This window comes from Corynebacterium lubricantis DSM 45231 (assembly GCF_000379425.1).
Classification (GTDB): Bacteria; Actinomycetota; Actinomycetes; order Mycobacteriales; family Mycobacteriaceae; genus Corynebacterium; species Corynebacterium lubricantis.
In genome coordinates this window covers 12,454-36,931 of record NZ_KB902192.1, presented here as the reverse complement: position 1 = coordinate 36,931, position 24,478 = coordinate 12,454, and the positions used below count along the sequence as shown (strand labels likewise).

Here is a 24,478-nt window from a genome sequence, read left to right as displayed (position 1 = left end):
CGATATGATTGGGCGCGGAGGCCATCGTTGGTGTCCTTTCGAGGATGTGTAGGAGCTGAGTCGAAAGGTACCGCGGTGGTCTCCTTGCTGGTCGGCAGGGGGGGTTCACCAGGCGGTAGCTGTACACCACACTATTGGACGCAACCCAAGCAAGATCGTGCTTCAGTAGCTAGTTCTGCTCGGGGTAGATCCCAGGGTCCAAAAGATGTAATCTACACCACAATAACGAATGATAATTCGTAGCGGCACTGGACCAACTTCGACAGGATAGTCATGCATCAATCGGAAAAATTCACGCTCACCGCGGAAAATGGTGAGCCGACCGTCGTCACGCGACGCGACCCTGACACTGCACCACGCGGAGCGGTGCTGATCGCCCCGGCCATTGCTACCAAAGCCAGGTTTTATGATGCCTTCGCGCAGTGGTTGGTGGAGCAGGGCTATCGCACCTATATGTTCGATTATCAGGGGTATGGCGAGTCAGCGCGTACTCCGCTCAAGGAGGTGAAAGCGGATTTCATGACCTGGACTCAGGATGCCAAAACAGTGGTGGACTTCGTGGCCGAGGACGCTGAGGGATTGCCGCTGACGTGGATCGGACACAGTTTGGGCACGCAGGTCTTTGCATTTACGGATCATCACAAAGTGGACAAGGCCATTTTCACGTGTGGGGGCACGGGCTACTGGCGGCTCAGCGATCCGCCCAACCTTTTTATTACCCCGTTGTTGTGGTGGGTGATCGCGCCGGTGTCGGTCAAGCTCAAGGGCTACTTCCCGGGAAAGAAACTCAAGATCCTGGGGGATATTCCGGGCCCCGTGATGACGCAGTGGGGCAAATGGTGTCGCCTGCCTGGCTACATGCTGGACGATATGCCGGAGCATCGCCAAACCTTCGCCAACGTGAAAGTGCCAATTACAACGCTGACCTTTACTGACGACGACGTCATGTCTGCCAAGGCCAGTGCGCATCTGGAAAGCTACTATTCCGGCACAGAGATTAGGCACCTCCGCTTGGAGCCCCAGGACCTTGGCGAGGAGAAGATAGGGCACATGGGTTTGTACTATCGCGGGCGCGAGAAGCTCTGGGAGAAGCTCTTCACAGAGGAGCTAGTTTCCAAAACGGACTAGCCGCAGCCCCGCTTCGCCACAACCAAAAAGTTTCGTTAGAGTGAATCTGTGCCTTACCAACCACCTAACTGGACGTCGAGACACACGAAGCGCTCGTATCCCACCATCACTCAGTTCGATCGGACCCATTTTACGGTCCTGGTCTTACTGATCATCATCTCAGGGATTCTGGTCGTCGCGGTGCGTAAACTTCCCAACAACGTGGTGAAGGCGACGCGACAGATCTGCGCGTGGATCCTCGGTGTGCTGGTGGTTGCTTACTACGCCTACGTTTTGCACCCAAAGCGCATCGTGTGGGACGAAACCGCGCCTTTCCACGTGTCCGATTTCCTCCGCATGGCCACCCCATTCGCCGTGGCAGGCAACCCGACGGCCTCCGCGCTGTCCTATTACTGGGGCACGTTGCTCAACTCGATGGCGCTGCTTACCCCGGACATGGCCTACGTGCTGGACAATCGCAAATTCCAAGAAGTCGCGTACTGGTTCTTCCACGCCATGGCTCTCGTAGTGCCAGTCGTGCTCACCTTCGGTATGGACTACCGCCCGAATTGGAAAGATTGGCGCATCACGGTCGGTATCACCGTGGCCTGGGCAGCCTTCGCCGGCGTGATGAACAAGATCACCGGCGGCAATTACGGCTTCCTAGCGCGTAAATCCCGCGGGGTCTCCATTCTGGATATCTTGCCGAAGTGGCCGTGGTACATCGTGCTGCTCGCCGGAGTGCTCCCCGCAGCGTGGGCGGGGATGACCTGGATCTGGCCTCAGAACCGACGAAACGGCTGAACCAATTTCGCGGTCGCGGCAGGGATTTGTTCCGCGATTGCGGAGGCAGAGGTGGATTCCTCCCCGTATTCTGTGCGCGCCGCCAGTTGCGCCGCCTGCGCATGGACCTGCACCGAATCCGCGAGTCCGTAGCTCGCACCCGGGGAGGATTTGGCCACGTCCCGTGCCAGCCTGGCTCCCATTAATCCGGCCAGTACGTCGCCGGATCCGGGAGTCGCCGCCCAGGAATTTCCAGTGTCCACGACCTCAACTGCCTCCGACGGCTGGGACACAATAATCGTCGCGCGCCCCTTGCGCACCATGGCACACCCTAAAGTTGCTGCCAGCTCCTTCGTCTCGGCCAACCTATTCGACTCCTCCAATCCCATCGCCTCGCGCAGCCGCGCGAACTCACCGTCGTGCGGCGTCAGAACGGTCACAGCATTTCGCTTCACGACGAGCTGCCGCAGCACCTCGTTTTCCGCAAACAACGTCAACCCATCTGCGTCGATGATGAGATCCGTGTCAGTATTTAAAAGCTCGCGCAGGTCGCTGGGGTCATCGGTGCCAGCACCTGGTCCGTAAACCCAGACCTGTACCCGACCTGCTTCCGCGATGGAGTCGGTGGCCACAACCTCGGGATGCGCGCGCACCACCTCGAGGGCCTGCGGTCCGGCGTAGCGCACCATGCCCGGTGTCGCCTTGACCGCACCAGCCGTGGAAAGGATGGCCGCGCCGGGATACTTTCCGCTACCGGCGCAGATGCCTACCACGCCGCCGGTGTACTTATTGTCATAAGGGCCAGGGGCGCTTCCGGAAATCCGAGCCGCTTCCAACCGGGTGAGACTCGCGGGCCACTGGTGCTCAGCGTGCGTCGCGCGGTGAATCTGGGTCAGTTCGCCTCGGTTGTTTTGCGCCTGTAACTCGTCGGAAATTGTGCGTCCCGGAATCCCCACATCCGCAAGCAGCTGCTCGCCACATTCGGGTGCAAGCCCGTGGGCAAGGCGCCATCCCCCAAACGTCACTGTGACGTCTGCGGTGACGTAGATATCAGACACCTCGCCGGAATCAGCGTCCACTCCGCTGGGTACATCCACGGCAAGAATATCCGTGTACACCTCTAATACTTCTAAGAGATTGCCCACTTCAAGCGACAGCCCGCCCCGGCCTCCGATGCCGAACATCCCGTCGATGGTGAGCCTGTACAAAGTGGTTGAGTCACTAAGTGGATCGTCGGTAAGCGTGCCCCCTGCATTCTTGAATGCGGTCAGTGCCGGCTCGTGGGCTGTGCCGGTGATCAGCCACGCATCGACGGGGTAGCCGTGCAAGGCGAGCTCGGCTCCGGCGTAGAGCGCGTCGCCGCCGTTGCCACCTGGACCAACAAGAAGCAGGGTGCGATTGCACTCAGGATTGGGCGCACCCGAAGTGGGCCACGCAAGCATCGTCTCTGCGGCTTCGAACACTGCATGAGCTGCGGCTTGCATCAGCTGATCGGTTGAATCCTGTGCGTCTAACAGGGGTTTCTCGGCTGCACGGATCTGGGCTGCGGTGTAGGCGTACATAAGCCCGATTGTAGGTGTTTGGGACTCTTGACGTACATCTTGTACAAGATGTACGTTTGGTGTATGTCTACCACTGCAACACCGAGTGAGTTTCGAAGCGAGCAGAGCCGCTACCTCGACGCTGCTCAACGCGAGCCTGTGACCATTTTAAGTCGCGGGACGCGTCGTCGCGCGGTGGTAGTGTCTCCGGATTTCTACGACCGGGCAGTGCAAGCGTTGGAGGACATTGAGGATATTCGCGCTGCAGCCGAGGCTGGCCAAGAAGATGAGGCGATCTCCCACGAAGATCTGAAAGCTGAACTCGGCCTCGATTAGGGCAAGGTCCTATTCGGGCTGGCAGGTGGGACACCAAAAGAGGTTCCTGCCCTGCATATCTTGCTGCAGAATTGGCGTGCCACAGATATAGCAGGGCATGCCTGCGCGGCGGTAGACATAGACTTCGCCGCCGTGGTCGTCGTCACGCGCGGCGCGTCCCATGGCCTCCGGCATGTGCTCGGCGCGCACCGTATTAATAGCACCCTCTTCGACGCCGAGTCGCATGACCACGACTAGGTCTGCCCAGATCGCGTCGAATTGCTCGGGGCTAAGCGCGGTGCCGGGTGTGAAAGGCGAAATACCCAGGCGAAAGAGGGTTTCGGCGCGGTAGATATTGCCCACCCCGGCGAAAAGCGATTGATCCATGAGCATCGCACCGATCGAACGCCGGGACTTGAGTACGCGGGTTTTAATGCGATCAGGGTCGGCATCGGGGCGGATGGGATCCTCGCCCACGCGGGCAAGAATGGCACCCATTTCTTCCTCGGTATAGAGGCGACAGAACTGCGGGCCGCGTAGGTTGGCGGCTTGGTCGTTGGCCTCGATGCGAAGCCTCATCTGCCCCCAGTAGCTTTCCAGGGGCTCGAAACGCAGGTGGCCGATCAGCCCCAAGTGAATGTAGATGATGTGCTCGGGGTGATCGACATCAAAATCGACAAAGAGGTGCTTGCCGAAGGTATCGGCTTGCGTGATACGCGAGCCGTCCAGGGTGGCCGCCTCGGCGGCAAACCGGCCCTGAGGGCTGGTGACCACGAGGTCCTGACCGCGGAAACCGGCATTGAGATGGTTGGCTAACCGGTGAATAACATGTCCTTCAGGCATAAGGACAAGCTTAGCCAGGCCAGGGGAGACTTAATCCATGGCCACTGGTTCGGGAGTGACAACAACACCGTCGACGTCGGCGTAGACGTAGTGGCCAGGGTGGAAGGTCACACCACCGAAAGCCGCAGGGGCATCCACGGTGCCCACGCCGTCCTTCGCGGACTTGCGCGGGTTGGACCCCAGCGCCTTGACACCAAGATCCATCTTCGCCAGTGTCGCGCGGTCGCGCACTGGGCCATTGATGATCACGCCGTTCCAGCCATTATCAATCGCTGCCTGCGCAATCATGTCGCCCATGAGCGCGGTGTGCATGCTTGCGTGGCCGTCGATGACCAAGACACCGTTCTTCTTTGGCGAGTTGAGCACCTTCTTCACCAAGCCATTGTCCTGGAAGCAGATGATGGTGGAAATCTCGCCGCAGAAGGAGGTCTTTCCGCCGTAGTTAAAGAATTGTGTGTCGCAGGACTGCACCTTGTCGCCGTAGAGGTCGGCAATGTCGCAGGTTGCTGTTTGGTTTTCGGTGTTGTTGTCGGTCATGGTGGAAATCTCCTAATTTGCCTGAAAAGTTTTCTGTGTCGTGCACAAGAAAGCACAAAGGGAGGCGCCGTGAATGCGCCTCCCCGTGCTGGGTCTTTCCCTTAAAACTCGCTAGCCCTTGTAACAGGAGCTAGTGATTAGTGGAACTGACCTTCCTCGGTGGAACCAGCCAGAGCGGTGGTGGAAGAGGTTGGGTCGACGGTGGTTGCGATGTCGTCGAAGTAGCCTGCGCCAACCTCGCGCTGGTGCTTAACAGCGGTGAAGCCGCGCTCCTCAGCTGCCTTGAACTCGCGGTTCTGCAGGTCAACGAAGGAGGTCATGCCCTCGCGTGCGTAGCCGTAAGCCAGGTCGAACATGGAGTAGTTGAGGGAGTGGAAGCCAGCCAGGGTGATGAACTGGAAGGTGAAGCCCATTGCGCCCAGTTCCTTCTGGAACTTAGCAATCTCGTCTGCCTCGAGGTGTGCGGACCAGTTGAAGGATGGGGAGCAGTTGTAAGCCAGGAGCTGGTCTGGGAACTCAGACTTAACTTCCTCAGCGAACTTCTTCGCCAGAGCCAGGTCAGGGGTGCCGGTCTCCATCCAGATCATGTCTGCGTAAGGAGCGTAGGACTTTGCACGAGCGATACAAGGCTCGATGCCGTTCTTGACGTTGTAGTAGCCCTCAGCGGTGCGCTCACCGGTGATGTATGGCTGGTCGCGCTCATCAACGTCGGAGGTGATCAGGGTTGCTGCCTCAGCGTCGGTACGAGCGATGATGACGGTTGGAGCGTTAGCCACGTCAGCTGCCAGACGAGCAGAGGTCAGGGTGCGGATGTGCTGCTGGGTTGGGATGAGAACCTTGCCGCCCAGGTGGCCACACTTCTTCTCCGAAGCGAGCTGGTCCTCCCAGTGGGTGCCTGCAGCACCAGCGGAGATCATTGCCTTCTGCAGCTCGTAGACGTTCAGCGCGCCGCCGAAGCCAGCCTCGCCGTCAGCAACGATTGGAACGAGCCAGTTGTCAACGGAGTCGTCGCCCTCGACGCGTGCGATCTCGTCGGAACGCAGCAGTGCGTTGTTGATACGACGAACAACGTTAGGAACGGAGTTCGCTGGGTACAGGGACTGGTCTGGGTAGGTGTGGCCGGAGAGGTTAGCGTCACCAGCAACCTGCCAACCGGAGAGGTAGACAGCCTTCAGGCCTGCGCGAACCTGCTGCACTGCCTGGTTACCGGTCAGGGCACCCAGGGAGTTGATGTAGTAGCCGTCGCCCTTGGTTACTTCGTCCCAGAGGATCTCAGCGCCACGACGAGCCAGGGTTGGCTCCTCGATGACGGTGCCCTGCAGACGCTCTACCTGCTCTGCGGTGTAGTTACGGGTGATGCCTTCCCAGCGTGGGTTGGTATCCCAATCCTGCTGGATTTCTGCTGCGGTACGTGCCTGTCCTGTGGTGGTCATGAATGGACCCTTTCTTCGAACTGGGGGAAGTATGTGCTCGGAGTTACCCGAAGGAATTGCTGTGAACCTTGTCACGCCCTTGGGGTGTTGAACGTAAGTATTCACAGAACGGACATGGTTCGTCAACGTAATGCGTTTGTTAGTTTTCGCATGGGGGTAAGGGCCGGTTCCTGCAAAGTTTGCAAATGTAAAGACTTGCAAAAAGGACTAGTCCATACTCGTATGAGTGCGTTGACTTGCATGTATATAAAAGGGCTAATGAGGTGCCTTTATAGCCAAAACCATCGAACGTGAGGCAAATCACGAAGTTTCATTCGCATCAACAGGGGTGGCTTAGCATGCAAAGATTTCGAAGTCATTTACCGCGTGATGGCCATCACTTAGTCTGTCGATAGGTGTTTCACACAACACGCGGGATTTGCCGTAGGGAAAACAAGGCTTATATCCCGAGCCCCTCCAAGAAAGGATCCACTTTATGTCATCCAATCAGGCTCCGCTTTCGAGCAACGTCGAGCGCGTAGAAGCTGCCGGCCTTCAGGTAGACGCAACACTGTACAACTTTGTAAACGAGACCCTGCTGCCAACGATTGGCCGGGACCAGGAAGCCTTCTGGGATGGCTTTGCCGCAATGGTGAAGGATCTCACTCCACGTAACCGTGAACTGCTCGCGCGTCGCGACGAACTGCAGACCCAGCTCGACGACTACTACCGTGCGAACCCTGGTCAGCCTGATCCTGATGCCCATGCCGAGTTCCTGCGTGAGATCGGATACTTGGTCGAGCGCCCTGAGGACGCACCAATCCGCACCGCAAACGTTGACGAAGAGTTCGCCACCATGGCTGGCCCACAGCTGGTTGTTCCTATCACCAATGCTCGCTTCGCCATCAACGCGGCGAACGCACGCTGGGGCTCCCTCTACGATGCGCTGTACGCAACCGATGTCATCCCAGAGACCGACGGCGCTGAGCAGGGAGCGAAGTACAACCCAGTGCGTGGCGACAAGGTCATTGCGTGGGCACGCGACTTCCTGGACAAGGCAGTTCCACTGGCTGGTGCATCACACGCAGACGTTGAAAGCTACGCCGTGGAAAACGGCCAGCTCGTTGTCACCGTTGGCGGCAACGCAGTTGAGCTCCAGGACCCTGCCGCCTACCGCGGCTACCAGGGTGAGGAGTCCAACCCATCCGGCATCGTTCTGCGCAACAACGGCCTGCACCTGATCATCAAGCTGGACGCCAACCACCCAGTGGGCAAGGCGGACAAGGCGGGCGTTGCCGACGTCATCCTGGAGGCAGCAGTCTCCGCCATCATGGACTTCGAAGACTCCGTCACCGCGGTTGACGGCACCGACAAGACTCTGGGCTACACAACGTGGTTCGGCCTGAATACCGGCGAGATCTCCGCCACCGTCTCCAAGGGTGAGCGCACCTTCGAGCGCGTCCTCGAGCACGACGTCACCTACAACGCAGCCGATGGCTCCGAAGGCCGTCTGCATGGCCGCTCCATGCTGCTGTGTCGCAACGTTGGCCACCTCATGACCAACCCAGCGATCCTCGTCGATGGCGAGGAAATCTTCGAGGGTCTCATGGACGCGGCCATCACTGTCGCAGCAGCACTGCCAGGCCTGAACCTGGACAATGAGCGCCGCAACTCCCGTACCGGCTCCGTCTACATCGTGAAGCCAAAGCAGCACGGCCCAGAAGAGGTCGCCTTCACCAACGAGATCTTCACCCGCGTCGAGCAGCTGCTCGGCCTTGAGCCATTCACCGTCAAGGTCGGCGTCATGGACGAGGAGCGTCGCACCTCCGTCAACCTGGACGCATGTATCGCAGAGGCCGCGGATCGCCTGGTCTTCATCAACACCGGCTTCCTCGATCGCACCGGTGACGAGATCCACACCTCCATGCTGGCCGGCGCCATGGTGCGCAAGGCCGAGATGCAGACTTCCCCATGGAAGCAGGCATACGAGGACAACAACGTCGACGCCGGTATCGCCCGCGGCCTGCCTGGCAAGGCCCAGATTGGCAAGGGCATGTGGGCAGCCACCGAGCTGATGTCCGACATGGTCAACACCAAGATCGGCCAGCCTCGCGAAGGTGCGAACACCGCGTGGGTTCCATCGCCAACCGGTGCGACCCTGCACGCTACCCACTACCACCAGGTCGACGTCTTCGCAGTCCAGGACGAGCTGCGCGCAGCTGGTCGCCGCGACTCCTTCCGCAACCTGGTCACCGTCCCAGTTTCTCCATCCACCGACTGGTCGGATGCAGAGAAGAAGGAAGAGCTGGACAACAACTGCCAGTCCATCCTGGGCTACGTCGTCCGCTGGGTTGAGCAGGGCGTTGGCTGTTCCAAGGTCCCAGACATCCACGACATCGATCTGATGGAGGACCGCGCTACCCTGCGCATTTCTTCCCAGCTGCTGGCTAACTGGCTGACCCACGGAATCGTTTCCGAGGAGCAGGTCATCGAGTCGCTGGAACGTATGGCAGTAGTCGTCGATAAGCAAAATGAAGGCGATGCCCTGTACTCGCCGATGTCTGCTTCCTACGAGCAGTCCATCGGCTTCCAGGCAGCGAAGGACTTGATCCTCAATGGCACCAAGTCCCCGTCGGGTTACACCGAGCCGATCCTGCACGCGCGTCGTCGCGAGTTCAAGCAGGTAATGGGCCTGGCTTAAGCCCTTACAGCGAGCGCACCCAGCAAAGATTTTTGCTGGGTGCGTTTGCGTAGTGCGCTAAGATAGCACCGTTCATATTTGGGCTCATTTATCGAGCGAGACTGGGAGGTCACTCGTCGTGCCACATGCAATCGGATTCGACCGCGAACGCTACATCGAGATGCAGTCGGAACAGATTAATCAGCGACGAGCAGAGATCGGTGGCAAGCTTTACCTCGAGATGGGAGGGAAGCTTTTCGACGACATGCATGCCTCCCGCGTCCTGCCCGGGTTTACCCCGGACAATAAGATCGCCATGCTCGAGCGCATCAAAGACGATGTGGAAATCATGGTCTGCATCAATGCGCATGATCTGGTGCGACAAAAGAAGCGCGCGGACCTCGGCATCACCTACGAAGACGACGTGCTCCGCCTCGTCGACGTCTTCCGCGAGCGCGGCTTCCTGGTGGAAAACGTGGTGATGACCCAGCTCGAAGAGGGCAACGCCCAGGCCGAGGAGTTCGTCGAACGCTTGAACCGGCTCGGACTGAAGACGGCGCGACACCGTGTCATCCCCGGGTATCCCACGGATACCGCGCGCATCGTCTCGGAAGAAGGCTTCGGCCGCAACGATTACGTGGAAACCTCCCGCGACGTGATCGTCATGACCGCGCCAGGCCCCGGTTCCGGCAAGCTGGCTACCTGCCTCTCGCAGGTCTACCACGAGCACAAGCGTGGCATCGCCGCAGGTTACGCGAAGTTTGAGACCTTCCCGATCTGGAACCTGCCGCTTGAGCACCCGGTCAACCTTGCCTACGAGGCCGCCACCGCGGACCTCGACGACATCAACCTCATCGACCCGTACCACCTTGCCGCCTACGACCAGCGCGTGACCAGCTACAACCGCGACGTCGAGGTATTCCCACTGCTCAAGGCGCTGCTCAAGCAGGTCACCGGAACCACCCCCTACCAGTCGCCCACGGATATGGGCGTGAACATGGCGGGTTATTGCATCTCCGACGACGAGGTCTGCCGTGAGGCATCGCGCCAGGAAATCATCCGGCGCTATTTCAAAGCGCGTGTCGACGAGCGGCGCAACGACTCAGACGACACCGTCTCTTCGCGTATCGGCATGATCATGGGTAAGGCCGAATGCTCCGTCGAGGACCGGAAGGTCGTTGGGCGTGCGCGAGAGGTCGCCGAGACCACTGGTAACCCGGGTGCCGCCCTCGAGCTTCCCGACGGCACAATACTGACCGGCAAGACCACCGAGCTGCTCGGTCCTTCTGCAGGTGTGTTGCTCAATGCACTGAAGCACCTGGCAGGGATCTCAAAGGAGGAGCTGTTGCTCTCTCCCGAGTCCATCGAGCCAATTCAGACGCTGAAGACGCAACACCTTGGCTCATCTAATCCGCGACTGCATACCGACGAGGTGCTGATCGCTCTTTCCGTCTCCGCAGCTCACAACGAGGCCTCGCGCCGGGCACTTGCGCAGTTGAAGTCGCTGGCAGGCTGCGAGGCGCACACCACCACCATCTTGGGCAGCGTTGACGAAGACATCTTCCGCAACCTGGGGGTTTTGGTGACTTCCGAGCCTCAGTACTGGCGAAAAGGGCTGTACCACAAGCGCTAGGTAGGCTGGCTCCCATGGGTTCTATGGCAACAAATTTTCAACACGTTGAGTTCATCGGTGGTTACACCTTGTTCTTCGAGGCAGGCACTACCGAGGTGGACTCGGTTATCGTCGAAGCAGGGATGGCACCCAGCGGGTATTTCTGGGAGCGCATTGCGCAATACCTCTTCGAGACCGACCAGGTCGAAGGTCCCTTTGCATGGGACAGTTCATTGAACTTCTTCTCGGTCAACGGCTCCTTCGAATCGACCGAGGCACTCCAAGCCGAGCTGGAAAAGCTCGTCGCCGACTCCGCTGCGCTGCAAGAAGTCATGCGCGCCGCCGAAGCCGACGAATTCGAGCTGGAGTTTTAGTCCTCCTGGTTAGTCCTCCTGGTTAGTCCTCTTCGAGCAATTCGCGCACGCGGGGAATAACTTCTTCGCCGATGAGGCGAATCGCCTCCATGGAGTACTCGTGCGGCATCGGGCCATTCGAGTACTTGAACACGAAGCGGTCAAGGCCCAGTTCGCGGATGGACTGTGCGGTTTTGCGGGCCACGGTCTCAGGGGAGCCAACGTGGGCAGCACCGTGGAGGATCTCGCGTTGGAACTGATCTGGGGTAGGTGCAGGCCAGCCGCGTTCACGACCAACCAGAATCTGCGAGCGTTCCCAATATGGATAGAGGCGCTCTTGTGCTTCGGCGTCGGTTTTTGCAACGAAGCCATAAAAGTGGGCGCCGACCTTCTGCTGTGGCTGGCCCAACTCTTCGTTGGCCCGCTTGTACAAGTCCACGAAAGGCTTAAAGCGCACAGGTGCTCCGCCGATGATGGCCAGCATCAGCGGCATGCGCTGCCTGGCGGCGCGGATGACTGATTCCGGCGATCCACCTACGGCTACCCAAGTACGGATAGGGGATTCAGTCGGCGGATAGAGTTTGGCATTCTCCAAGCCCGCTCGAGTGGTGCCGGACCAGCTAAAGGCATCGCCGGATTGGTCCGAGTCGAGGATCGTGCGCATGAGGTCGAGCTTCTCCTCGAACAGCGCCTCGTAGTCTTTGAGGTCATAGCCGAAGAGAGGGAAGGACTCGGTAAACGAACCACGTCCCAAGGTCATCTCGGCGCGTCCGTTGGAAAGAGCCTGCAACGTAGAAAAGCGCTCGAAGACACGCACCGGATCGTCGGAGGAGAGCACAATCACCGAGGTAGTCAGGTGAATGTTTTTAGTGCGTGCGGCAACATTCGATAAAATCATATCGGGAGACGGCACCGCGTAGTCTTCGCGGTGGTGTTCGCCGATGCCAAAGACATCAAAGCCGAGTTCATCGGCCAGCACTGCTTCCTCTGCGACGTTGCGGATTACTTGGGCGTGAGGCAACAGGTTACCGTCGAGGTCCGACTGGACATCGCCGAATGTATCGAGGCCGAATTCAATGGCCATGAGAGCTCCTTAAGTCTAATTTTGTGGCTACATCAACATTCAACCTCGTGGCGAACATCGACATTCCCGCGGCATTCCCTTGGGTGCGTACAAACTGCATTTAGGTCGAGCATGGCCCCAGCACTAGAATAGTTGCTATGTTGCAGAGCAAAATCCTCCTGTACTACCAGTTCCGTCCCATTCCAGACCCCGAAGCGATTCGGTTGTGGCAGCGCGACCTCTGTGAGTCGCTCGACCTGCACGGCCGCATCCTCATCTCCGAGCACGGCATCAACGGCACCGTGGGCGGAGACATGGAGAACTGCAAGATTTACGCGAAGAAGACCAAGGAGTACTTCCGTGGCATGGAGTACAAGTGGTCCGAGGGTGGAAAGGATGACTTCCCGAAGCTTTCAGTGAAGGTGCGCGACGAAATCGTGGCCTTCGGTGCCGCCGACGAGCTCAAGGTCGATGAGCACGGAGTCATCGGTGGCGGTCAGCACCTCAAACCTCACGAGGTCAATGAGATGGTGGAAAAGTACGGCGATGACGTCGTCTTCTTCGATGGCCGTAACGCCCGCGAAGCGGAAATCGGGAAGTTCAAGAACGCCGTCGTGCCCGATGTGGAAACCACGCATGACTTCATTGCGGAAATCGAGTCCGGCAAATACGACTGGATGAAGGACAAGCGCGTCATCTCGTACTGCACCGGCGGAATCCGTTGCGAGATTCTTTCCTCACTGATGAAGAACCGCGGCTTCAACGACGTCTACCAGATCGACGGTGGCATCGTGCGCTACGGCGAAAAGTACGGCAACCAGGGTCTGTGGGAAGGCTCGCTTTTCGTTTTTGACGAGCGCATGCACACCGAATTCGGCATCGACAACGACCCGAACTTCATTCAGCTCGGCCATTGCGTCCACTGCGGCACGGGCACGAACCAGTTCTATAACTGCACCAACGAGCCGCACTGCCGGCAGCAGTACCTCAGCTGCGAAAGCTGCTGGGAGGAGAACCCATACTGCAAGGAGTGCGCCGACAAAAACGCGGACGCAGAAGCTACCGCGTAAGGAAGCGTCTTAGGGGGCAAAGTCGGTTGCCAAAATGCCAACGGTGTAGGTCAACCACACCATGGTAAATGGCACCATCGGCAGCCAGAACACCCCCATCCACGGCATCCACCGCTCGTACCGGTTGAGCTTGCGCACCATGATGACGGCGCAGCCAATCAGCGTGACCACCGGCGGGATCGAGGTCAGAATCGCCCACCAGGTGCGCTGACCAGGGCTGCACAGCCAGGTGGCCTCGCCGGCCTCGCACAGAGGACCACCAATCATGCGGAAAATCACCGCAAGGATGCCAGCGAACACAAGCGTGCCCACAATCGACGCAGCCATGTACGTGATGGCTTGCCTGGTAGAGGCCTTATTTCGCTTTGCGACGAGTAATGGGTCTGGTTGATCAGCCAGATCGTCGAAAGACTCGGCTTCAGGACGTACGCGGTTGTAGTAGTCGGAGTCGCCGGAGAGATCGTTTTCTGGGTGAGTCATACCCTCAAGCCTAGGCGCTTTCGTGCGGATGTATAACCACCGGTACTGGAACGTGACGCAAGAACTCGGAAGCTGTGGAGCCGACGAATACCCGCTTGAGTGGACCCATCGGCTGTGAACCCATGCACAACAGATCGCCCTTCTTCCACTTCAGCGAATCCACTGCGTTGGCCCACCCCTTGCCGGTGCCGATTTCCGTTTCGACATCGAGTGAATCGTGAAACTCCATGACGCGGTCGCGGGCGAGGTCGAGCATGCCCAAAGCGTGCTCATTCCACTCGTCGAAGATTTCATTGCCGATCCCTTTGGCACTCGACAAGGTGACATCGCCGATTCCCGTCGGGGAAAACGCGATAATGCGAAGTGGCACATCTAAATGATCAGCGATATCCGCGGCAAATTGCAGGCTGGGCGAGTCCTCGCTGCGATTGTCTAAAAATGCGAAGTTGACGCGAGTGACACCCTTCTTCGAGAGTTTCACCGCGCGCGGTGCCAGCCCTAACGCCATTGGCGACGAGTGCATCAGCGTGTCCGCCGTGGAGCTTGCCAGGAAGCGCCCCTTCGTCGCGGCTGCGTTTGATCCTAAGAGAATCAAGTCGGCTTCGAAGCGAGTGGCCTCGTCGGTAAGCAACTGCGCCTCATTCTGGCCATCCGTAAACGTTGAGTACTCCCGATCCCACTGCGAGGTGGGGACCTCAAGATCCTTCAAAGCGAAAGTAACAGCTTTGACGCAGGCAGCAGATTCTTTGTTGCGCCACTTCTGGTATTTACTGCCCAGCATGCTCATTGTTGCTGGCCACGGGCGCAAAAATGTCGAAGTCACCCGGATGGTCACGGGTAGACTGCGGCCTAGCCAGGCAGCGAATTCAAGTGCCTCGCGGCCGCCTGAGGCGGAGTTGCCTGGGTCCCATGCGACAAGCAGACGCAACGGACGATCAAGGATGGCGTCACTTGTGGGCAAAGGATTGGATGTATGTGTCGACATAAGAAGTGGAAACGCTTCGTAGGATTAAACGGATACCGTTAACCCCATTATGTACGGTTAGTCGGCCTTATCGGAAATCTGCTCGTTACCGTAAGAATCCGCCAACACATTGATCACATCAGCGAGTTCACTGATCTTACGCAAGCTTTCTTGGTCCAACGATGAAATCATGTCGGCGAGGTATTTGGTGCGCTCTTCACCGACCCGATCCAGTTCTGCTTCGCCCAGCTCGGTCAGCTCGACTCGCACGCCACGACGGTCCTTTTCTTCTCTGATCCTGCGGACCAACTCGCGTTGTTCTAGCTGATGCAGCGCATTGGAAGCGGTCGGCATACGGATGCCTTCCTCTTTCGCCACCTGGCTAATGCGAGAGGCCCCGTTATCCCGCAGCCTTGTCATAATGGACAGCTGCGGGCCGGTCAGATCCGATTGCTCGGATTTGCGGAAGTAAGTGACGTATAACTTGGTCATTGAGGGACGGACGCGTCGCGCAATGTCCATCGGGTCAATGGGTTCGATTGGATCAGATGAGGTCATGTCCCCAGTGTAGTCACAAACTTATAACTAGTTGCTCAGTAGAAACGAGTTCTATTGAGCAATATAGGTTTCGAGCTCCGCACGCGCCTCGTCGTCAGGCATCTGAACCGGAGGGGACTTCATCAGGTAAGCAGCAGCTGGCAGGATCGGGCCGGCATCGCCACGGTCCAGTGCAATCTTCGCCGCGCGGACCGCATCGATGATGATGCCAGCGGAGTTTGGCGAGTCCCAAACCTCGAGCTTGTACTCCAGGTTCAGTGGAACCTCGCCGAATGCGGTGCCCTCAAGGCGGACGTATGCCCACTTGCGGTCATCGAGCCATGCGACGTAATCGGATGGGCCGATGTGGACGTTGCGGTCTTCCTTGCGTCCAGCCAGCGGGGAGTCCTTCAGGTTGGAGGTCACAGCCTGAGTCTTGGAGATCTTCTTCGACTCAAGGCGGTTACGGTCCAGCATGTTCTTGAAGTCCATGTTGCCGCCAACGTTGAGCTGCATGGTGCGATCCAGGCGCACGCCGCGGTCTTCGAACAGCTTCGCCATCACGCGGTGGGTAATCGTTGCGCCAACCTGGCTCTTGATGTCGTCGCCGACGATAGGCACGCCGGCATCCTTGAACTTCTGTGCCCACTCAGGGTCAGAAGCGATGAATACTGGCAGCGCGTTGACGAAAGCGACACCCGCATCAATTGCGGCCTGAGCGTAGAACTTGTCGGCTTCCTCGGAGCCCACCGGAAGGTAGGACACCAAGACGTCGACCTTGCTGTCTTTGAGCACCTGAACCACGTCGACGGGTTCAGCGGTGGACTCCTCGATCGAGTCCAGGTAGTAGCTGCCCAGTCCGTCGAGGGTAGGGCCGCGCTGGACGGTCACGCCAGTGACGGGAACATCTGCGATCTTGATGGTGTTGTTTTCACCAGCTTCAGTTGCATCAGCCAAGTCGGCACCGACCTTGGAGGCATCGACGTCAAATGCAGCGACGAATTCAAGGTCGCCAACATGGTAGTCGCCGAATTGGACGTGCATGAGGCCTGGGACCTTCTGGTCCACTGGGGCGTTGCGATAAAACTCAACGCCTTGGATGAGCGAGGTGGCACAGTTACCCACGCCCGCGATGGCCACACGAATTTTGCTCACTGTTAAAACTTCCCTTCGATTTTAGTGAAACGATCGAATGAAAGCCTATGGGCGTACCTAACAAAAAGCACGTTTCTAGAGGGCAAATTGCACTGTTAATCGATCAAGTAAGGTGGAAAGCGTGATTATTTATAGTCATCAAATCTCACACGAGTGGGAGCGCCGAAATGTTTTGCGGCATGTGCAGGCCGGCAGGATGAAACGTGAAGAGGTCTGCGACGCGGATTTCCTGCTCATCACCGCCGCAAAATTCCACGGTGCACCGGCGGGTCGTCCATGCCCGATCTGCGAAGGCGAGCTGCGCACGGTGAAGTGGATTTACGGCGAGCAGTTGGGCCGGAGGTCGGGCACAGCGCGTAGCGACGACGAAATTTTGGCAATTATCCAGGAGTCGGGTCCTGTGACGGTGCACAATGTGGAAGTGTGTCCAAGTTGTTCTTGGAACCATCTTCTTACGGAAGCTCAGGCAGACATCAAGGCCACTGCCTAAGATTTAGTTGGAAAAATTGCTGGCTTCCAATTCCCATAACATAGGGCAAGGAAGTAATCTGCACTATAGATAACAATAGAAACTCTAGATAACAGTGAAGTAACCGGAAACGGGTATGCCTGCATCACTGTAAGCGGCACATATTTTGGCATGGGCAGCGCTGTGCTAGGACTCGCAGGATCGCGCACAATGCTGTCTTCTAACTTGTAGGAAATCTACGTGGCTGAAAACACTAACGAGAATAAGACTTCGAAGCGGAAAAGCGATAGCTCGAAGAAGGGATCGTCCGAGCCCAAGAAACGGAATAGTCTGTGGACGGCGCTCGCGGTTATTGTGGTTGCGATTATCGCGATTCCACTGATCATTTTTGGTATTGCTTACGCCCGAGTCGATGTCCCTGAGCCTCAGGAATTGCAGGCCGCCCAGGTGTCGTCGATTTACGCGAATGACTCGACGACGGAGCTGGCGCGTCTCGTTCCGCCTGAAGGCAACAGGACTCAGATCGCCTTGGAAGATGTCCCAGTGCATCTGCAAGATGCCGTGCTTGCTGCGGAGGACCGAGAATTCTGGACCAATCAGGGCTTCTCTTTTACCGGTTTTGCACGTGCTGCGATCGGTCAGCTGACAGGCAATGATTCCGCTGGCGGTGGCTCGACCATTACGCAGCAATACGTGAAGAACTCGTTGGTGGGTAACGAGCACTCCTATGTCCGCAAGGCTCGTGAGTTGGTCTACTCGGTCAAAATGACGAACCAGTGGAGCAAGGAAGACATTCTTGCTGCATACCTGAATACCGTCTACTTCGGCAGAAATGCCTATGGTGTCGAAGCTGCCGCGAATGCTTATTTCGCCAAGCCCGCAGCAGAGCTCAACGTCGAAGAAAGTGCTCTTCTCGCCACGATGATCCAGCTGCCAAGTCAGCTTGATCCGTGGAATAACCGCGAAGGCGCAGAACAGCGGTGGAATTACGTCCTCGATGGCTTGGTTGAAATGGGTTCCCTCTCAGAGGAACAGCGCACCGGAATGGTCTTCCCAGAGACACGGAATCCTGCCGAATACTCTGCCTATACCGAGGCCACCGGTGCGAACGGCATGATTAAGAACCAGGTCATTCGTGAGCTTGAGCTCATTGGTATTTCTGAAGAGGACGTCACCAACCGCGGCCTGCAGATCACCACGACGATTGACACGAAAGTGCAGCAATCGGCACTTGATGCTGTTGAGCAGAATCTAGCTACTCTGCAGGACGACGCGCGCGCTTCTGCCGTTGTGGTTGAGCCTGGCACTGGTGCAGTGCGCGGCTATTATGGCGGTGACGATGCCAGCGGTTGGGACTACGCTGACGCCGCGCTGCAGACGGGTTCGACCTTTAAGATCTTCGGTCTCGCGGCTGCGCTGCAACAGGGTATTCCTTTGACCGCGGCTTATGACTCTGGTCCTGTGACGTTGCCCGGCAATATTGTCGTAGATAACTGGGACGGCGGGAACGCCGGCGTCACCTCCATCGCGACCGCACTGGAGAAGTCTTACAACACCTCGTTCATTCGCTTGCAGAACGATCTGGAGAACACTACCCAGGACACCGCCGACATGGCACACGCACTCGGAATAGCGAAGTCGCTGCCCGGGATCCCAGAGACGCTGACGGAAAACGGAGATCAGCCATACGAAGGTATCGTGCTTGGTCAGTACCAGTCGCGCGCCATTGATATGGCAACCGCAGTGGCTACGCTTGCTAATCACGGTGTCTGGCATCCGACCCACTTCGTCGAAAGTGTAGAAACTGTGGACGGAGAAGTTCTCTATCAGTTTGATCCGGAGTACTCCGAGCGTCGCGTCAACGCACAGGTTGCGGATGCCACGATTAATGCCATGGAGCCAGTTGCAGCGTACTCAAATAAGCCGCTTGCGAATGGTCGCGCGTCGGCATCGAAGACAGGTACCTCTCAGCTGGGTGATACCGGTACGAACAAGGACACCTGGATGGTGGGTACGACACCGGAACTCACCACAGCAGTGTGGGTTGGCACCGCCGATAACACCAGCGCCATTTTCAATGAGTGGGGCGGGAATATGTACGGCTCCGGCACTGCCACTTCCATTTGGAAGCAGATAATGGACGTTTCTCTCGAGGGCCGGGAGGCAACAACTTTCCCAACCGCCGCGCCCATCACCTGGGGCTCAGGAGCCCCTGGTGGTAACTACAGCTATGTCCCACCGGCGCCTGTATACACGGAGCCTCAGTCACAGGCTCCGGCACCAGCGCCAGAACCGACATCCGAGGCTGAGCCTGCGCCTTCGAGAGAACCGGCGCCTTCGCGTGAGCCTGCACCAAGCCGCGAACCAGCACCGTCGCGCGAGCCAGCCCCAGCTCCAGAACCGGAGCCAGCACCAGCGCCACTTCCAAACCCAGGCAACGGCGGAATTGAAATTCCTGAGATTGAGATTCCCGATATCATTCCACCTGATTTGCAGCTGTAATGGCAGTAATGTCCGAGGGCGTGAGGGAATCGTCGATAAGCAAAAAGGCGCCGCACCCCGCTGACCGGGTCCAACCTGCTCACACTGAGCCCATGGCGCGGGATGTAGTGCGCTTTCTCGGCGGCCCGATGGGGCGCTTCGCCCGCATTGGGCGGGCGCGGTGGTGGACTCCGCTGCGGGTACTCATTTCTGTGGCCTGGGTGTTCCTTGCGTTTGGGGTGCTGTCGAAGGCGAACTGCGCGGGTGGGGCGCGTACTGCTGATGGTGTGATCGGCCTGAACTGGGCTGGAAACCGGCAGTACACCTCGTTTTGTTATAACGACATCACTCCGCTCTACGGCGGTCGAGGCCTGGATCAGCCAGGTTTTGTCTATGCGTACTCCTGGGTCGAGGGAGATCTCACCAGGTACATGGAATACCCGGTGTTGGCTGGACTTTTCCAAGGCGTAATGGGGTGGATTGCCCGCAATACCTACGGCTTAGTGGACTCGTTTTTGCCAGGTGCAGGGTGGTATTTCTACCTGACGGCGTTCGTGCTGTCGATCATGTGGATCTGTACCATCCGGATGGTTGCGGAACTTGCGGGTAATCGAATCTGGGACACTGTCCTGGTCGCGGCTTCGCCTCTGGTGATCGTCCATGCCTTTACCAACTGGGACATTCCCTCGATCATGTTCCTTGTCGCGGCTTTGCTGCTGGCAAGGAATAAGCGATTCCTCTGGGCCGGAGTGATGATCGGTGCGGGAACCGCCTTCAAGATGTGGCCCTTATTCGTTCTCGGGGCCTATTTAGTGGTGGCGATTCGAAAACGAAACTTTGTGCCTTTTTTCAAGATGCTGTTCACGTCGGTGGCTACCTGGCTTGTGATCAACGTGCCAGTGATGCTGAGCTACCCGCAGGCGTGGGCGGAATTTACTCGCTTGAATTCGGAACGCAGCTGGGAATGGACCACGATTTACGCAGTCATTTCCCGCATGACGGGCTGGTCGGGCTTCGACTCTGACGCGGGGACACCAGAGATTCTCAATGCAGTGACTTTGGTGCTCTTCGCCGCGGCATGCCTCGGGATCCTGATTCTCGGGCTCAAAGCGCCACGCACGCCACGGGTTGCCGAGCTGCTCTTTCTTATCGTGGCGTTTTTCCTTCTCTTCAATAAAGTGTGGAGCCCGCAATACTCCCTCTGGCTAGTCATTCCAGCGATGCTCGCCCTGCCGTATTGGCGCCTGCTATTTAGCTGGATGACCGTAGACATGATGGTCTGGCCGATTTTGATGTGGCATATGCTTGGATCAGACAACAACGGACTGCCAGGAGAGGTACTCAACCTCGTCGTGTTAGTGCGTGATGGGTTCATTGTGGCGATGATCGTGCTGGTGATTACGCAAATCCTTGGAAACATCCCGGACAAGGTCGCCGCTGCGCACCATGGTCACGATCCCTTATTAACCTCCCCGAACGAGTGGGTTCAGAAAGATTAATCATGCTCTCGCTAACTACCATCTTGGGTATTGTCTCCATCTTCATCTCCTTCGCGCTATTTGGCACAGCCTTTTATTTGGCGATGAAGAAGAAGCCGTGGAAAGTCTGGGTACCAGTCATCGTGATTGCTTTCCTGTTCATGACGGTGATCCCCGTGAGCCTGGCGGTGTTCGTCGCAGTGCCTGAAGGGTCGGCGGGTTAGGCTCCAGCGATTTCTTGCTGGGCTTTCCATGCGGTACCCTGGGTAAGTTGCTTGACGCAACGAACCCTCCTGCTATCACTAAAGATGGTGATGGCCGAAAACCAATATATAAGACCATAGGAGGTGATGAGGTCCGTGCGTCACTACGAAGTAATGATCATCCTTGATCCGCAACAAGATGAGCGCACCGTTGCCCCGTCCCTGGATAAGTTCCTCGAGAACGTCCGTAAGGATAACGGCAAGGTGGAAAACGTTGATGTGTGGGGCAAGCGTCGTCTTGCGTACCCAATCAACAAGAAGGACGAAGGTATCTACGCAGTAGTTAACCTCGAGTGCGAGGCTGACACTGTTGCAGAGCTGGATCGCGTTCTTAACCTGAACGACACCATCCTGCGTACCAAGGTTCTGCGAACCGACAAGTAAGAGCGGAAACTGGTAGAACACCAGTTATAGGCTCGAATCGCTCACGCGAGTTCAAAGAAGACCTTGATTACGGATTAGGGCAAAGGAAGGCTAAAAACATGGCACAGGGAGATACACCAATTACCGTTGTCGGCAACATCGTTGCTGACCCTGAACTGCGCTTCACCCCATCGGGTGCGGCAGTAGCTAATTTCCGTATTGCATCGACCCCTCGTACGTTCAACCGCGATACCAATCAGTGGGAAGACGGCGAAGCACTGTTTTTGACCTGTAACGTTTGGCGTCAAGTTGCCGAGAACGTGGCCGAATCCCTGAAAAAGGGCATGCGCGTCATTGTGAACGGCCGACTGCGTCAGCGTTCCTACCAGACCCGCGAAGGTGAAAACCGGACCGTGTTCGAAATCGAAGTGGACGAAGTCGGTCCATCTCTGCGTTATGCAACTGCTCAAGTTAACCGCAACCCACGTGAGGGTGGGTCCGGCGGAAACTGGGGCGGCGGCAACCAGGGTGGCCAGCAGCAGTCCGGCGGATTCGGCGGCCAAAATCAACCTCAGCAGTCCAATCAAGGTAACACCGGTGGATTCGGTGGCAATCAGGGCGGATTCGGCGGCCAGCAAGGCGGCCAGAACCAACCTCAGCAGGGTAGCCAGGGTGGAAACCAAGCTAGCCAGCAGCCACAGAATGATCCGTGGAACTCCGCACCTCCTGCCGGTGGATTCGGTGGGATGGACGACGAGCCTCCGTTCTAAAGCCAACACACAACGACCAATATTCAACTGAAGGAAGGTATGGATCATGAAGCTGATCCTCACCGCTGCCGTTGATAACCTTGGCGCTCCCGGCGAAATTGTCGAGGTCAAGGACGGCTACGGACGTAACTACCTGCTTCCTCGCGGCCTAGCAATTGTTGCTACCCGCGGCGCAGAGAAGCAGATTCAGGGCATTCAGCGTGCCCAAGAGGCTCGTGCAGTGCGCGACCTCGATCACGCAAAGGAACTGCGTAACACCCTCGACCAGCTGACTGGCGTCACGGTCAAGGTACGCACCTCGGAGGCTGGCAAGCTCTTCGGCTCCGTTAAGGCAGCCGACGTTGCTGAGGCCATCCAGGCCGCAGGTGGACCGCAGCTGGACAAGCGCACCATCGACCTGCCAAAGGATCTGGTCCGCAAGACCGGCAACTACCAGGTTAAGGTCCAGCTCCACCCAGAGGTGGAAGCTAAGGTGAACTTCACGGTCGAAGGCGAGTAATACTTCGCTTATCGACGACCAACTGAGCGTGAGGCTCAGGTAGGTCAAACGACAACAGCATTAGACGCGGGCTCTGCACATGTGAGGTGTGCAGAGCCCGCCTCTTTATCTATTGGTCCTTTGTCACCTCGATCATGAACTGCGAAATTCCTGCGGGGTCTGCGAAGAACTCGTCGAGTGCACGAAATGCAACGGTATCCTGTAGTTCGGTGTGCTCACTCCAGGTTCCGTCCTCATGAATTTCCACGAGGTTGGCGCTGGGTATGGCAAGCAAGATCGGCGAGTGAGTGGCAAGGATTATTTGTGATCCTGTGGTACTCAGACGATGCAGTGTTGCCAACAACGCCATTTGGCGGATCGCCGAAAGTCCCGACTCGGGTTCATCGAGAATGTACAACCCATCTTTATGAAAAGATTCCACCACCTGCATGACAGACTCCCCGTGGCTCATGTGATGGAGATTTGTCACCCCTGGAGCTGAGTCTCTGAAACTATTTGCCTGGGAGAAGTGCGTTTCCGCGCGTAAGAAGTAGCCCTCCTTGCTGCGAGAACCGAGTTGAACGCGAGTACAATTGTGGAGATCGCCTTGAGGGCCAGGAGGACCGTACCCGAAAGGTCCACCGTGAAGCGCAAAACCATAACTTCGCGCCAAAGACTTCAAAAGGGTAGATTTTCCTACACCGTTATTGCCAGTCAATACGGTCACGCTGTTGGTGAGGCTAAGAGTTCCGACATTTGTCAGTGCCTGAACTGCGGGTACTTTCATGACCCAATTTGGAGATGAGCCCAGCGGTTGTTGGCGCAGCTGAAACGCTCGAATGAAGTCTCCCATCTAGTCTTCACCGACCAGGTACGAAGCGGTGCCGACCGGGTCGGCAAGAAATTCTCTGTGTGCAGTTACTGCCTCGCAGCGGGAGAAGGATGTTTCACGAATGCTATCGTCTTCAAGCGAGTAAAGCGTGGCTTCGGGGATACCCAGCAGAATCGGCGAGTGGGTGGACAATACGATTTGTGCCCCCCGATCGGCTAAGTGCCAAAGATTCCCGAGTAGTTCGAGTTGGGCGAAAACCGAAAGACCGTCTTCGGGTTCGTCCAAGAAATAGAGACCCCGACTGCCTAGCCTGCCACGGAGCAGTTCCATCAGCGATTGGCCATGACTACGAGAGATGAGCCCAGCGTATGGGTCCCTCGGCAGGGTGGAGTAATAGTGCGTGAGATCAAAAAACGTTTCTCCGCGGAGGAAGAACACATCGGTCGGGTTGCGCCGCCGGGTTGTTATTAGTGATTGGTGCAGCGGTGAGACTGGGGTTTCCGCCCCGATCCGCGAATTGAAGCGGGCATTGCGCGAACCACCACTAGGATTTGCGCCAAGGGAGACTGCTAACGCTTCGATGAGGGTGGATTTCCCGGCTCCATTCTCACCTGTAAAAATTGTGATGCTAGTAGGAAATCTGATGCCATCGTGGTACAGAGCGCGGACAACGGGTTGTGATTGCAGCCAGTCTGGGAGACCTTTGACACTTTCTATCCGAGCGTGGGTGAGAAACATAGTCCCATGCTAGCCCCGGGGTGTGGATAGTTTTCAGATTCTTTCGCCCGGAAACTCGTTGCGGGAAGTAAATTTGCTTCATTAATGGAGATCAGCTAGCCCGCGCATACCCGCAGGTGATGATAGTTATACACCGGCCGTACTGTTTTATGCA

Annotated in this window: 25 protein-coding genes; 14 read left to right on the top strand and 11 right to left on the bottom strand. The window is 57.5% G+C overall.

Features of this window, described 5'->3' with window-relative positions; translation table 11 throughout:
- Nucleotides 1-273: 273 nt before the first annotated feature.
- Nucleotides 274-1,128 (top strand): alpha/beta hydrolase family protein, encoded by an 855-nt coding sequence (locus tag A37O_RS0105900; protein WP_018296574.1) that lies wholly within the window; start codon nucleotides 274-276, stop codon nucleotides 1,126-1,128.
- Between the two features lie 48 nt (nucleotides 1,129-1,176).
- The gene (locus A37O_RS0105895) at nucleotides 1,177-1,911 is read left to right on the top strand and encodes a YwaF family protein (RefSeq protein WP_018296573.1); all 735 of its coding nucleotides are present in this window, start codon (nucleotides 1,177-1,179) and stop codon (nucleotides 1,909-1,911) included.
- On the opposite strand, the gene A37O_RS0105890 is transcribed toward A37O_RS0105895, so the two are convergent.
- Nucleotides 1,890-3,452 carry a bifunctional ADP-dependent NAD(P)H-hydrate dehydratase/NAD(P)H-hydrate epimerase gene (locus tag A37O_RS0105890; RefSeq protein ID WP_018296572.1) on the bottom strand — a complete coding sequence of 521 codons (1,563 nt, stop codon included), beginning with the start codon at nucleotides 3,450-3,452 and terminating at the stop codon, nucleotides 1,890-1,892. The genes A37O_RS0105895 and A37O_RS0105890 overlap by 22 nt on opposite strands.
- A gap of 63 nt (nucleotides 3,453-3,515) precedes the next feature.
- On the opposite strand from A37O_RS0105890, the gene A37O_RS0105885 reads away from it, so the two are divergent.
- Complete coding sequence (locus tag A37O_RS0105885; protein WP_018296571.1) at nucleotides 3,516-3,767, top strand: type II toxin-antitoxin system prevent-host-death family antitoxin; 252 nt, start codon at nucleotides 3,516-3,518, stop codon at nucleotides 3,765-3,767.
- A 9-nt stretch (nucleotides 3,768-3,776) separates the two neighbouring features.
- On the opposite strand, the gene A37O_RS0105880 is transcribed toward A37O_RS0105885, so the two are convergent.
- From A37O_RS0105880 to aceA, 3 genes are all read right to left on the bottom strand, one after another.
- The gene (locus tag A37O_RS0105880) at nucleotides 3,777-4,589 is read right to left on the bottom strand and encodes an Fpg/Nei family DNA glycosylase (RefSeq protein ID WP_018296570.1); all 813 of its coding nucleotides are present in this window, start codon (nucleotides 4,587-4,589) and stop codon (nucleotides 3,777-3,779) included.
- Nucleotides 4,590-4,619: 30 nt separating this feature from the next.
- Nucleotides 4,620-5,126 (bottom strand): ribonuclease E activity regulator RraA, encoded by a 507-nt coding sequence (gene rraA, locus A37O_RS0105875; protein WP_018296569.1) that lies wholly within the window; start codon nucleotides 5,124-5,126, stop codon nucleotides 4,620-4,622.
- Between the two features lie 137 nt (nucleotides 5,127-5,263).
- Nucleotides 5,264-6,559 carry an isocitrate lyase gene (aceA, locus tag A37O_RS0105870; RefSeq protein WP_018296568.1) on the bottom strand — a complete coding sequence of 432 codons (1,296 nt, stop codon included), beginning with the start codon at nucleotides 6,557-6,559 and terminating at the stop codon, nucleotides 5,264-5,266.
- 475 nt (nucleotides 6,560-7,034) lie between these two features.
- On the opposite strand from aceA, the gene glcB reads away from it, so the two are divergent.
- From glcB to A37O_RS14810, 3 genes are all read left to right on the top strand, one after another.
- Complete coding sequence (gene glcB / locus A37O_RS0105865; RefSeq protein WP_018296567.1) at nucleotides 7,035-9,239, top strand: malate synthase G; 2,205 nt, start codon at nucleotides 7,035-7,037, stop codon at nucleotides 9,237-9,239.
- 118 nt (nucleotides 9,240-9,357) lie between these two features.
- Complete coding sequence (locus tag A37O_RS0105860; RefSeq protein WP_018296566.1) at nucleotides 9,358-10,851, top strand: DUF1846 domain-containing protein; 1,494 nt, start codon at nucleotides 9,358-9,360, stop codon at nucleotides 10,849-10,851.
- Between the two features lie 23 nt (nucleotides 10,852-10,874).
- Nucleotides 10,875-11,204 (top strand): Imm51 family immunity protein, encoded by a 330-nt coding sequence (locus tag A37O_RS14810; RefSeq protein ID WP_156802517.1) that lies wholly within the window; start codon nucleotides 10,875-10,877, stop codon nucleotides 11,202-11,204.
- 22 nt (nucleotides 11,205-11,226) lie between these two features.
- Here the strand turns inward: A37O_RS14810 and A37O_RS0105850 are convergent, their stop codons facing one another.
- On the bottom strand, nucleotides 11,227-12,267 hold the full coding sequence (locus A37O_RS0105850) for an LLM class flavin-dependent oxidoreductase (RefSeq protein WP_018296564.1): 1,041 nt from the start codon (nucleotides 12,265-12,267) through the stop codon (nucleotides 11,227-11,229).
- A gap of 137 nt (nucleotides 12,268-12,404) precedes the next feature.
- Between A37O_RS0105850 and trhO the strand changes: the two genes are divergently transcribed.
- A complete protein-coding gene (gene trhO / locus A37O_RS0105845; RefSeq protein ID WP_018296563.1) occupies nucleotides 12,405-13,316 on the top strand; it encodes an oxygen-dependent tRNA uridine(34) hydroxylase TrhO in 912 nt (303 codons plus the stop codon).
- 9 nt (nucleotides 13,317-13,325) lie between these two features.
- On the opposite strand, the gene A37O_RS0105840 is transcribed toward trhO, so the two are convergent.
- The 4 genes from A37O_RS0105840 to A37O_RS0105825 are packed head-to-tail and all read right to left on the bottom strand — an operon-like array spanning nucleotide 13,326 to nucleotide 16,452.
- Nucleotides 13,326-13,796 (bottom strand): hypothetical protein, encoded by a 471-nt coding sequence (locus tag A37O_RS0105840; RefSeq protein ID WP_018296562.1) that lies wholly within the window; start codon nucleotides 13,794-13,796, stop codon nucleotides 13,326-13,328.
- A 10-nt stretch (nucleotides 13,797-13,806) separates the two neighbouring features.
- Nucleotides 13,807-14,781, bottom strand: coding sequence for a universal stress protein (locus tag A37O_RS0105835; protein WP_026196174.1), 975 nt, complete (start codon nucleotides 14,779-14,781; stop codon nucleotides 13,807-13,809).
- A gap of 57 nt (nucleotides 14,782-14,838) precedes the next feature.
- Nucleotides 14,839-15,318: a MarR family winged helix-turn-helix transcriptional regulator gene (locus A37O_RS0105830; protein WP_018296560.1), complete on the bottom strand. Its 480-nt coding sequence runs from the start codon at nucleotides 15,316-15,318 to the stop codon at nucleotides 14,839-14,841.
- A gap of 51 nt (nucleotides 15,319-15,369) precedes the next feature.
- Nucleotides 15,370-16,452, bottom strand: coding sequence for an inositol-3-phosphate synthase (locus tag A37O_RS0105825; protein WP_018296559.1), 1,083 nt, complete (start codon nucleotides 16,450-16,452; stop codon nucleotides 15,370-15,372).
- Between the two features lie 121 nt (nucleotides 16,453-16,573).
- Between A37O_RS0105825 and A37O_RS0105820 the strand changes: the two genes are divergently transcribed.
- From A37O_RS0105820 to rplI, 7 genes are all read left to right on the top strand, one after another.
- Nucleotides 16,574-16,942, top strand: coding sequence for a DUF5318 family protein (locus A37O_RS0105820; protein ID WP_018296558.1), 369 nt, complete (start codon nucleotides 16,574-16,576; stop codon nucleotides 16,940-16,942).
- Between the two features lie 219 nt (nucleotides 16,943-17,161).
- Nucleotides 17,162-19,423 carry a transglycosylase domain-containing protein gene (locus A37O_RS0105815; RefSeq protein ID WP_018296557.1) on the top strand — a complete coding sequence of 754 codons (2,262 nt, stop codon included), beginning with the start codon at nucleotides 17,162-17,164 and terminating at the stop codon, nucleotides 19,421-19,423.
- Nucleotides 19,424-19,515: 92 nt separating this feature from the next.
- Nucleotides 19,516-20,901 carry a glycosyltransferase family 87 protein gene (locus tag A37O_RS0105810; protein WP_018296556.1) on the top strand — a complete coding sequence of 462 codons (1,386 nt, stop codon included), beginning with the start codon at nucleotides 19,516-19,518 and terminating at the stop codon, nucleotides 20,899-20,901.
- A gap of 2 nt (nucleotides 20,902-20,903) precedes the next feature.
- Entirely contained in the window at nucleotides 20,904-21,104 is a 201-nt protein-coding gene (locus A37O_RS0105805) for a hypothetical protein (protein WP_018296555.1), read from the top strand.
- 135 nt (nucleotides 21,105-21,239) lie between these two features.
- Nucleotides 21,240-21,527: a 30S ribosomal protein S6 gene (gene rpsF, locus A37O_RS0105800; protein WP_026196173.1), complete on the top strand. Its 288-nt coding sequence runs from the start codon at nucleotides 21,240-21,242 to the stop codon at nucleotides 21,525-21,527.
- A gap of 98 nt (nucleotides 21,528-21,625) precedes the next feature.
- Entirely contained in the window at nucleotides 21,626-22,276 is a 651-nt protein-coding gene (locus A37O_RS0105795) for a single-stranded DNA-binding protein (protein WP_018296553.1), read from the top strand.
- 46 nt (nucleotides 22,277-22,322) lie between these two features.
- The gene (gene rplI / locus A37O_RS0105790; RefSeq protein WP_018296552.1) at nucleotides 22,323-22,775 is read left to right on the top strand and encodes a 50S ribosomal protein L9; all 453 of its coding nucleotides are present in this window, start codon (nucleotides 22,323-22,325) and stop codon (nucleotides 22,773-22,775) included.
- Between the two features lie 109 nt (nucleotides 22,776-22,884).
- Here rplI and A37O_RS0105785 read toward each other — a convergent pair whose 3' ends face one another.
- On the bottom strand, nucleotides 22,885-23,607 hold the full coding sequence (locus A37O_RS0105785) for an AAA family ATPase (RefSeq protein WP_026196172.1): 723 nt from the start codon (nucleotides 23,605-23,607) through the stop codon (nucleotides 22,885-22,887).
- Nucleotides 23,608-24,324: an AAA family ATPase gene (locus A37O_RS0105780; RefSeq protein WP_018296549.1), complete on the bottom strand. Its 717-nt coding sequence runs from the start codon at nucleotides 24,322-24,324 to the stop codon at nucleotides 23,608-23,610. It lies immediately after the preceding gene.
- Nucleotides 24,325-24,478: the final 154 nt, after the last annotated feature.

Bases quoted from the DNA above. Each gene is read 5' to 3' on its own strand.
- A37O_RS0105900 (WP_018296574.1), top strand. From the start codon at position 274: ATGCATCAATCGGAAAAATTCACGCTCACCGCGGAAAATGGTGAGCCG.
- A37O_RS0105890 (WP_018296572.1), bottom strand. From the start codon at position 3,452: ATGTACGCCTACACCGCAGCCCAGATCCGTGCAGCCGAGAAACCCCTG.
- A37O_RS0105885 (WP_018296571.1), top strand. From the start codon at position 3,516: ATGTCTACCACTGCAACACCGAGTGAGTTTCGAAGCGAGCAGAGCCGC.
- A37O_RS0105880 (WP_018296570.1), bottom strand. From the start codon at position 4,589: ATGCCTGAAGGACATGTTATTCACCGGTTAGCCAACCATCTCAATGCC.
- rraA (WP_018296569.1), bottom strand. From the start codon at position 5,126: ATGACCGACAACAACACCGAAAACCAAACAGCAACCTGCGACATTGCC.
- aceA (WP_018296568.1), bottom strand. From the start codon at position 6,559: ATGACCACCACAGGACAGGCACGTACCGCAGCAGAAATCCAGCAGGAT.
- glcB (WP_018296567.1), top strand. From the start codon at position 7,035: ATGTCATCCAATCAGGCTCCGCTTTCGAGCAACGTCGAGCGCGTAGAA.
- A37O_RS14810 (WP_156802517.1), top strand. From the start codon at position 10,875: ATGGCAACAAATTTTCAACACGTTGAGTTCATCGGTGGTTACACCTTG.
- A37O_RS0105850 (WP_018296564.1), bottom strand. From the start codon at position 12,267: ATGGCCATTGAATTCGGCCTCGATACATTCGGCGATGTCCAGTCGGAC.
- trhO (WP_018296563.1), top strand. From the start codon at position 12,405: ATGTTGCAGAGCAAAATCCTCCTGTACTACCAGTTCCGTCCCATTCCA.
- A37O_RS0105840 (WP_018296562.1), bottom strand. From the start codon at position 13,796: ATGACTCACCCAGAAAACGATCTCTCCGGCGACTCCGACTACTACAAC.
- A37O_RS0105835 (WP_026196174.1), bottom strand. From the start codon at position 14,781: ATGTCGACACATACATCCAATCCTTTGCCCACAAGTGACGCCATCCTT.
- A37O_RS0105830 (WP_018296560.1), bottom strand. From the start codon at position 15,318: ATGACCTCATCTGATCCAATCGAACCCATTGACCCGATGGACATTGCG.
- A37O_RS0105810 (WP_018296556.1), top strand. From the start codon at position 19,516: ATGGCGCGGGATGTAGTGCGCTTTCTCGGCGGCCCGATGGGGCGCTTC.
- A37O_RS0105805 (WP_018296555.1), top strand. From the start codon at position 20,904: ATGCTCTCGCTAACTACCATCTTGGGTATTGTCTCCATCTTCATCTCC.
- A37O_RS0105795 (WP_018296553.1), top strand. From the start codon at position 21,626: ATGGCACAGGGAGATACACCAATTACCGTTGTCGGCAACATCGTTGCT.
- rplI (WP_018296552.1), top strand. From the start codon at position 22,323: ATGAAGCTGATCCTCACCGCTGCCGTTGATAACCTTGGCGCTCCCGGC.
- A37O_RS0105785 (WP_026196172.1), bottom strand. From the start codon at position 23,607: ATGGGAGACTTCATTCGAGCGTTTCAGCTGCGCCAACAACCGCTGGGC.
- A37O_RS0105780 (WP_018296549.1), bottom strand. From the start codon at position 24,324: ATGTTTCTCACCCACGCTCGGATAGAAAGTGTCAAAGGTCTCCCAGAC.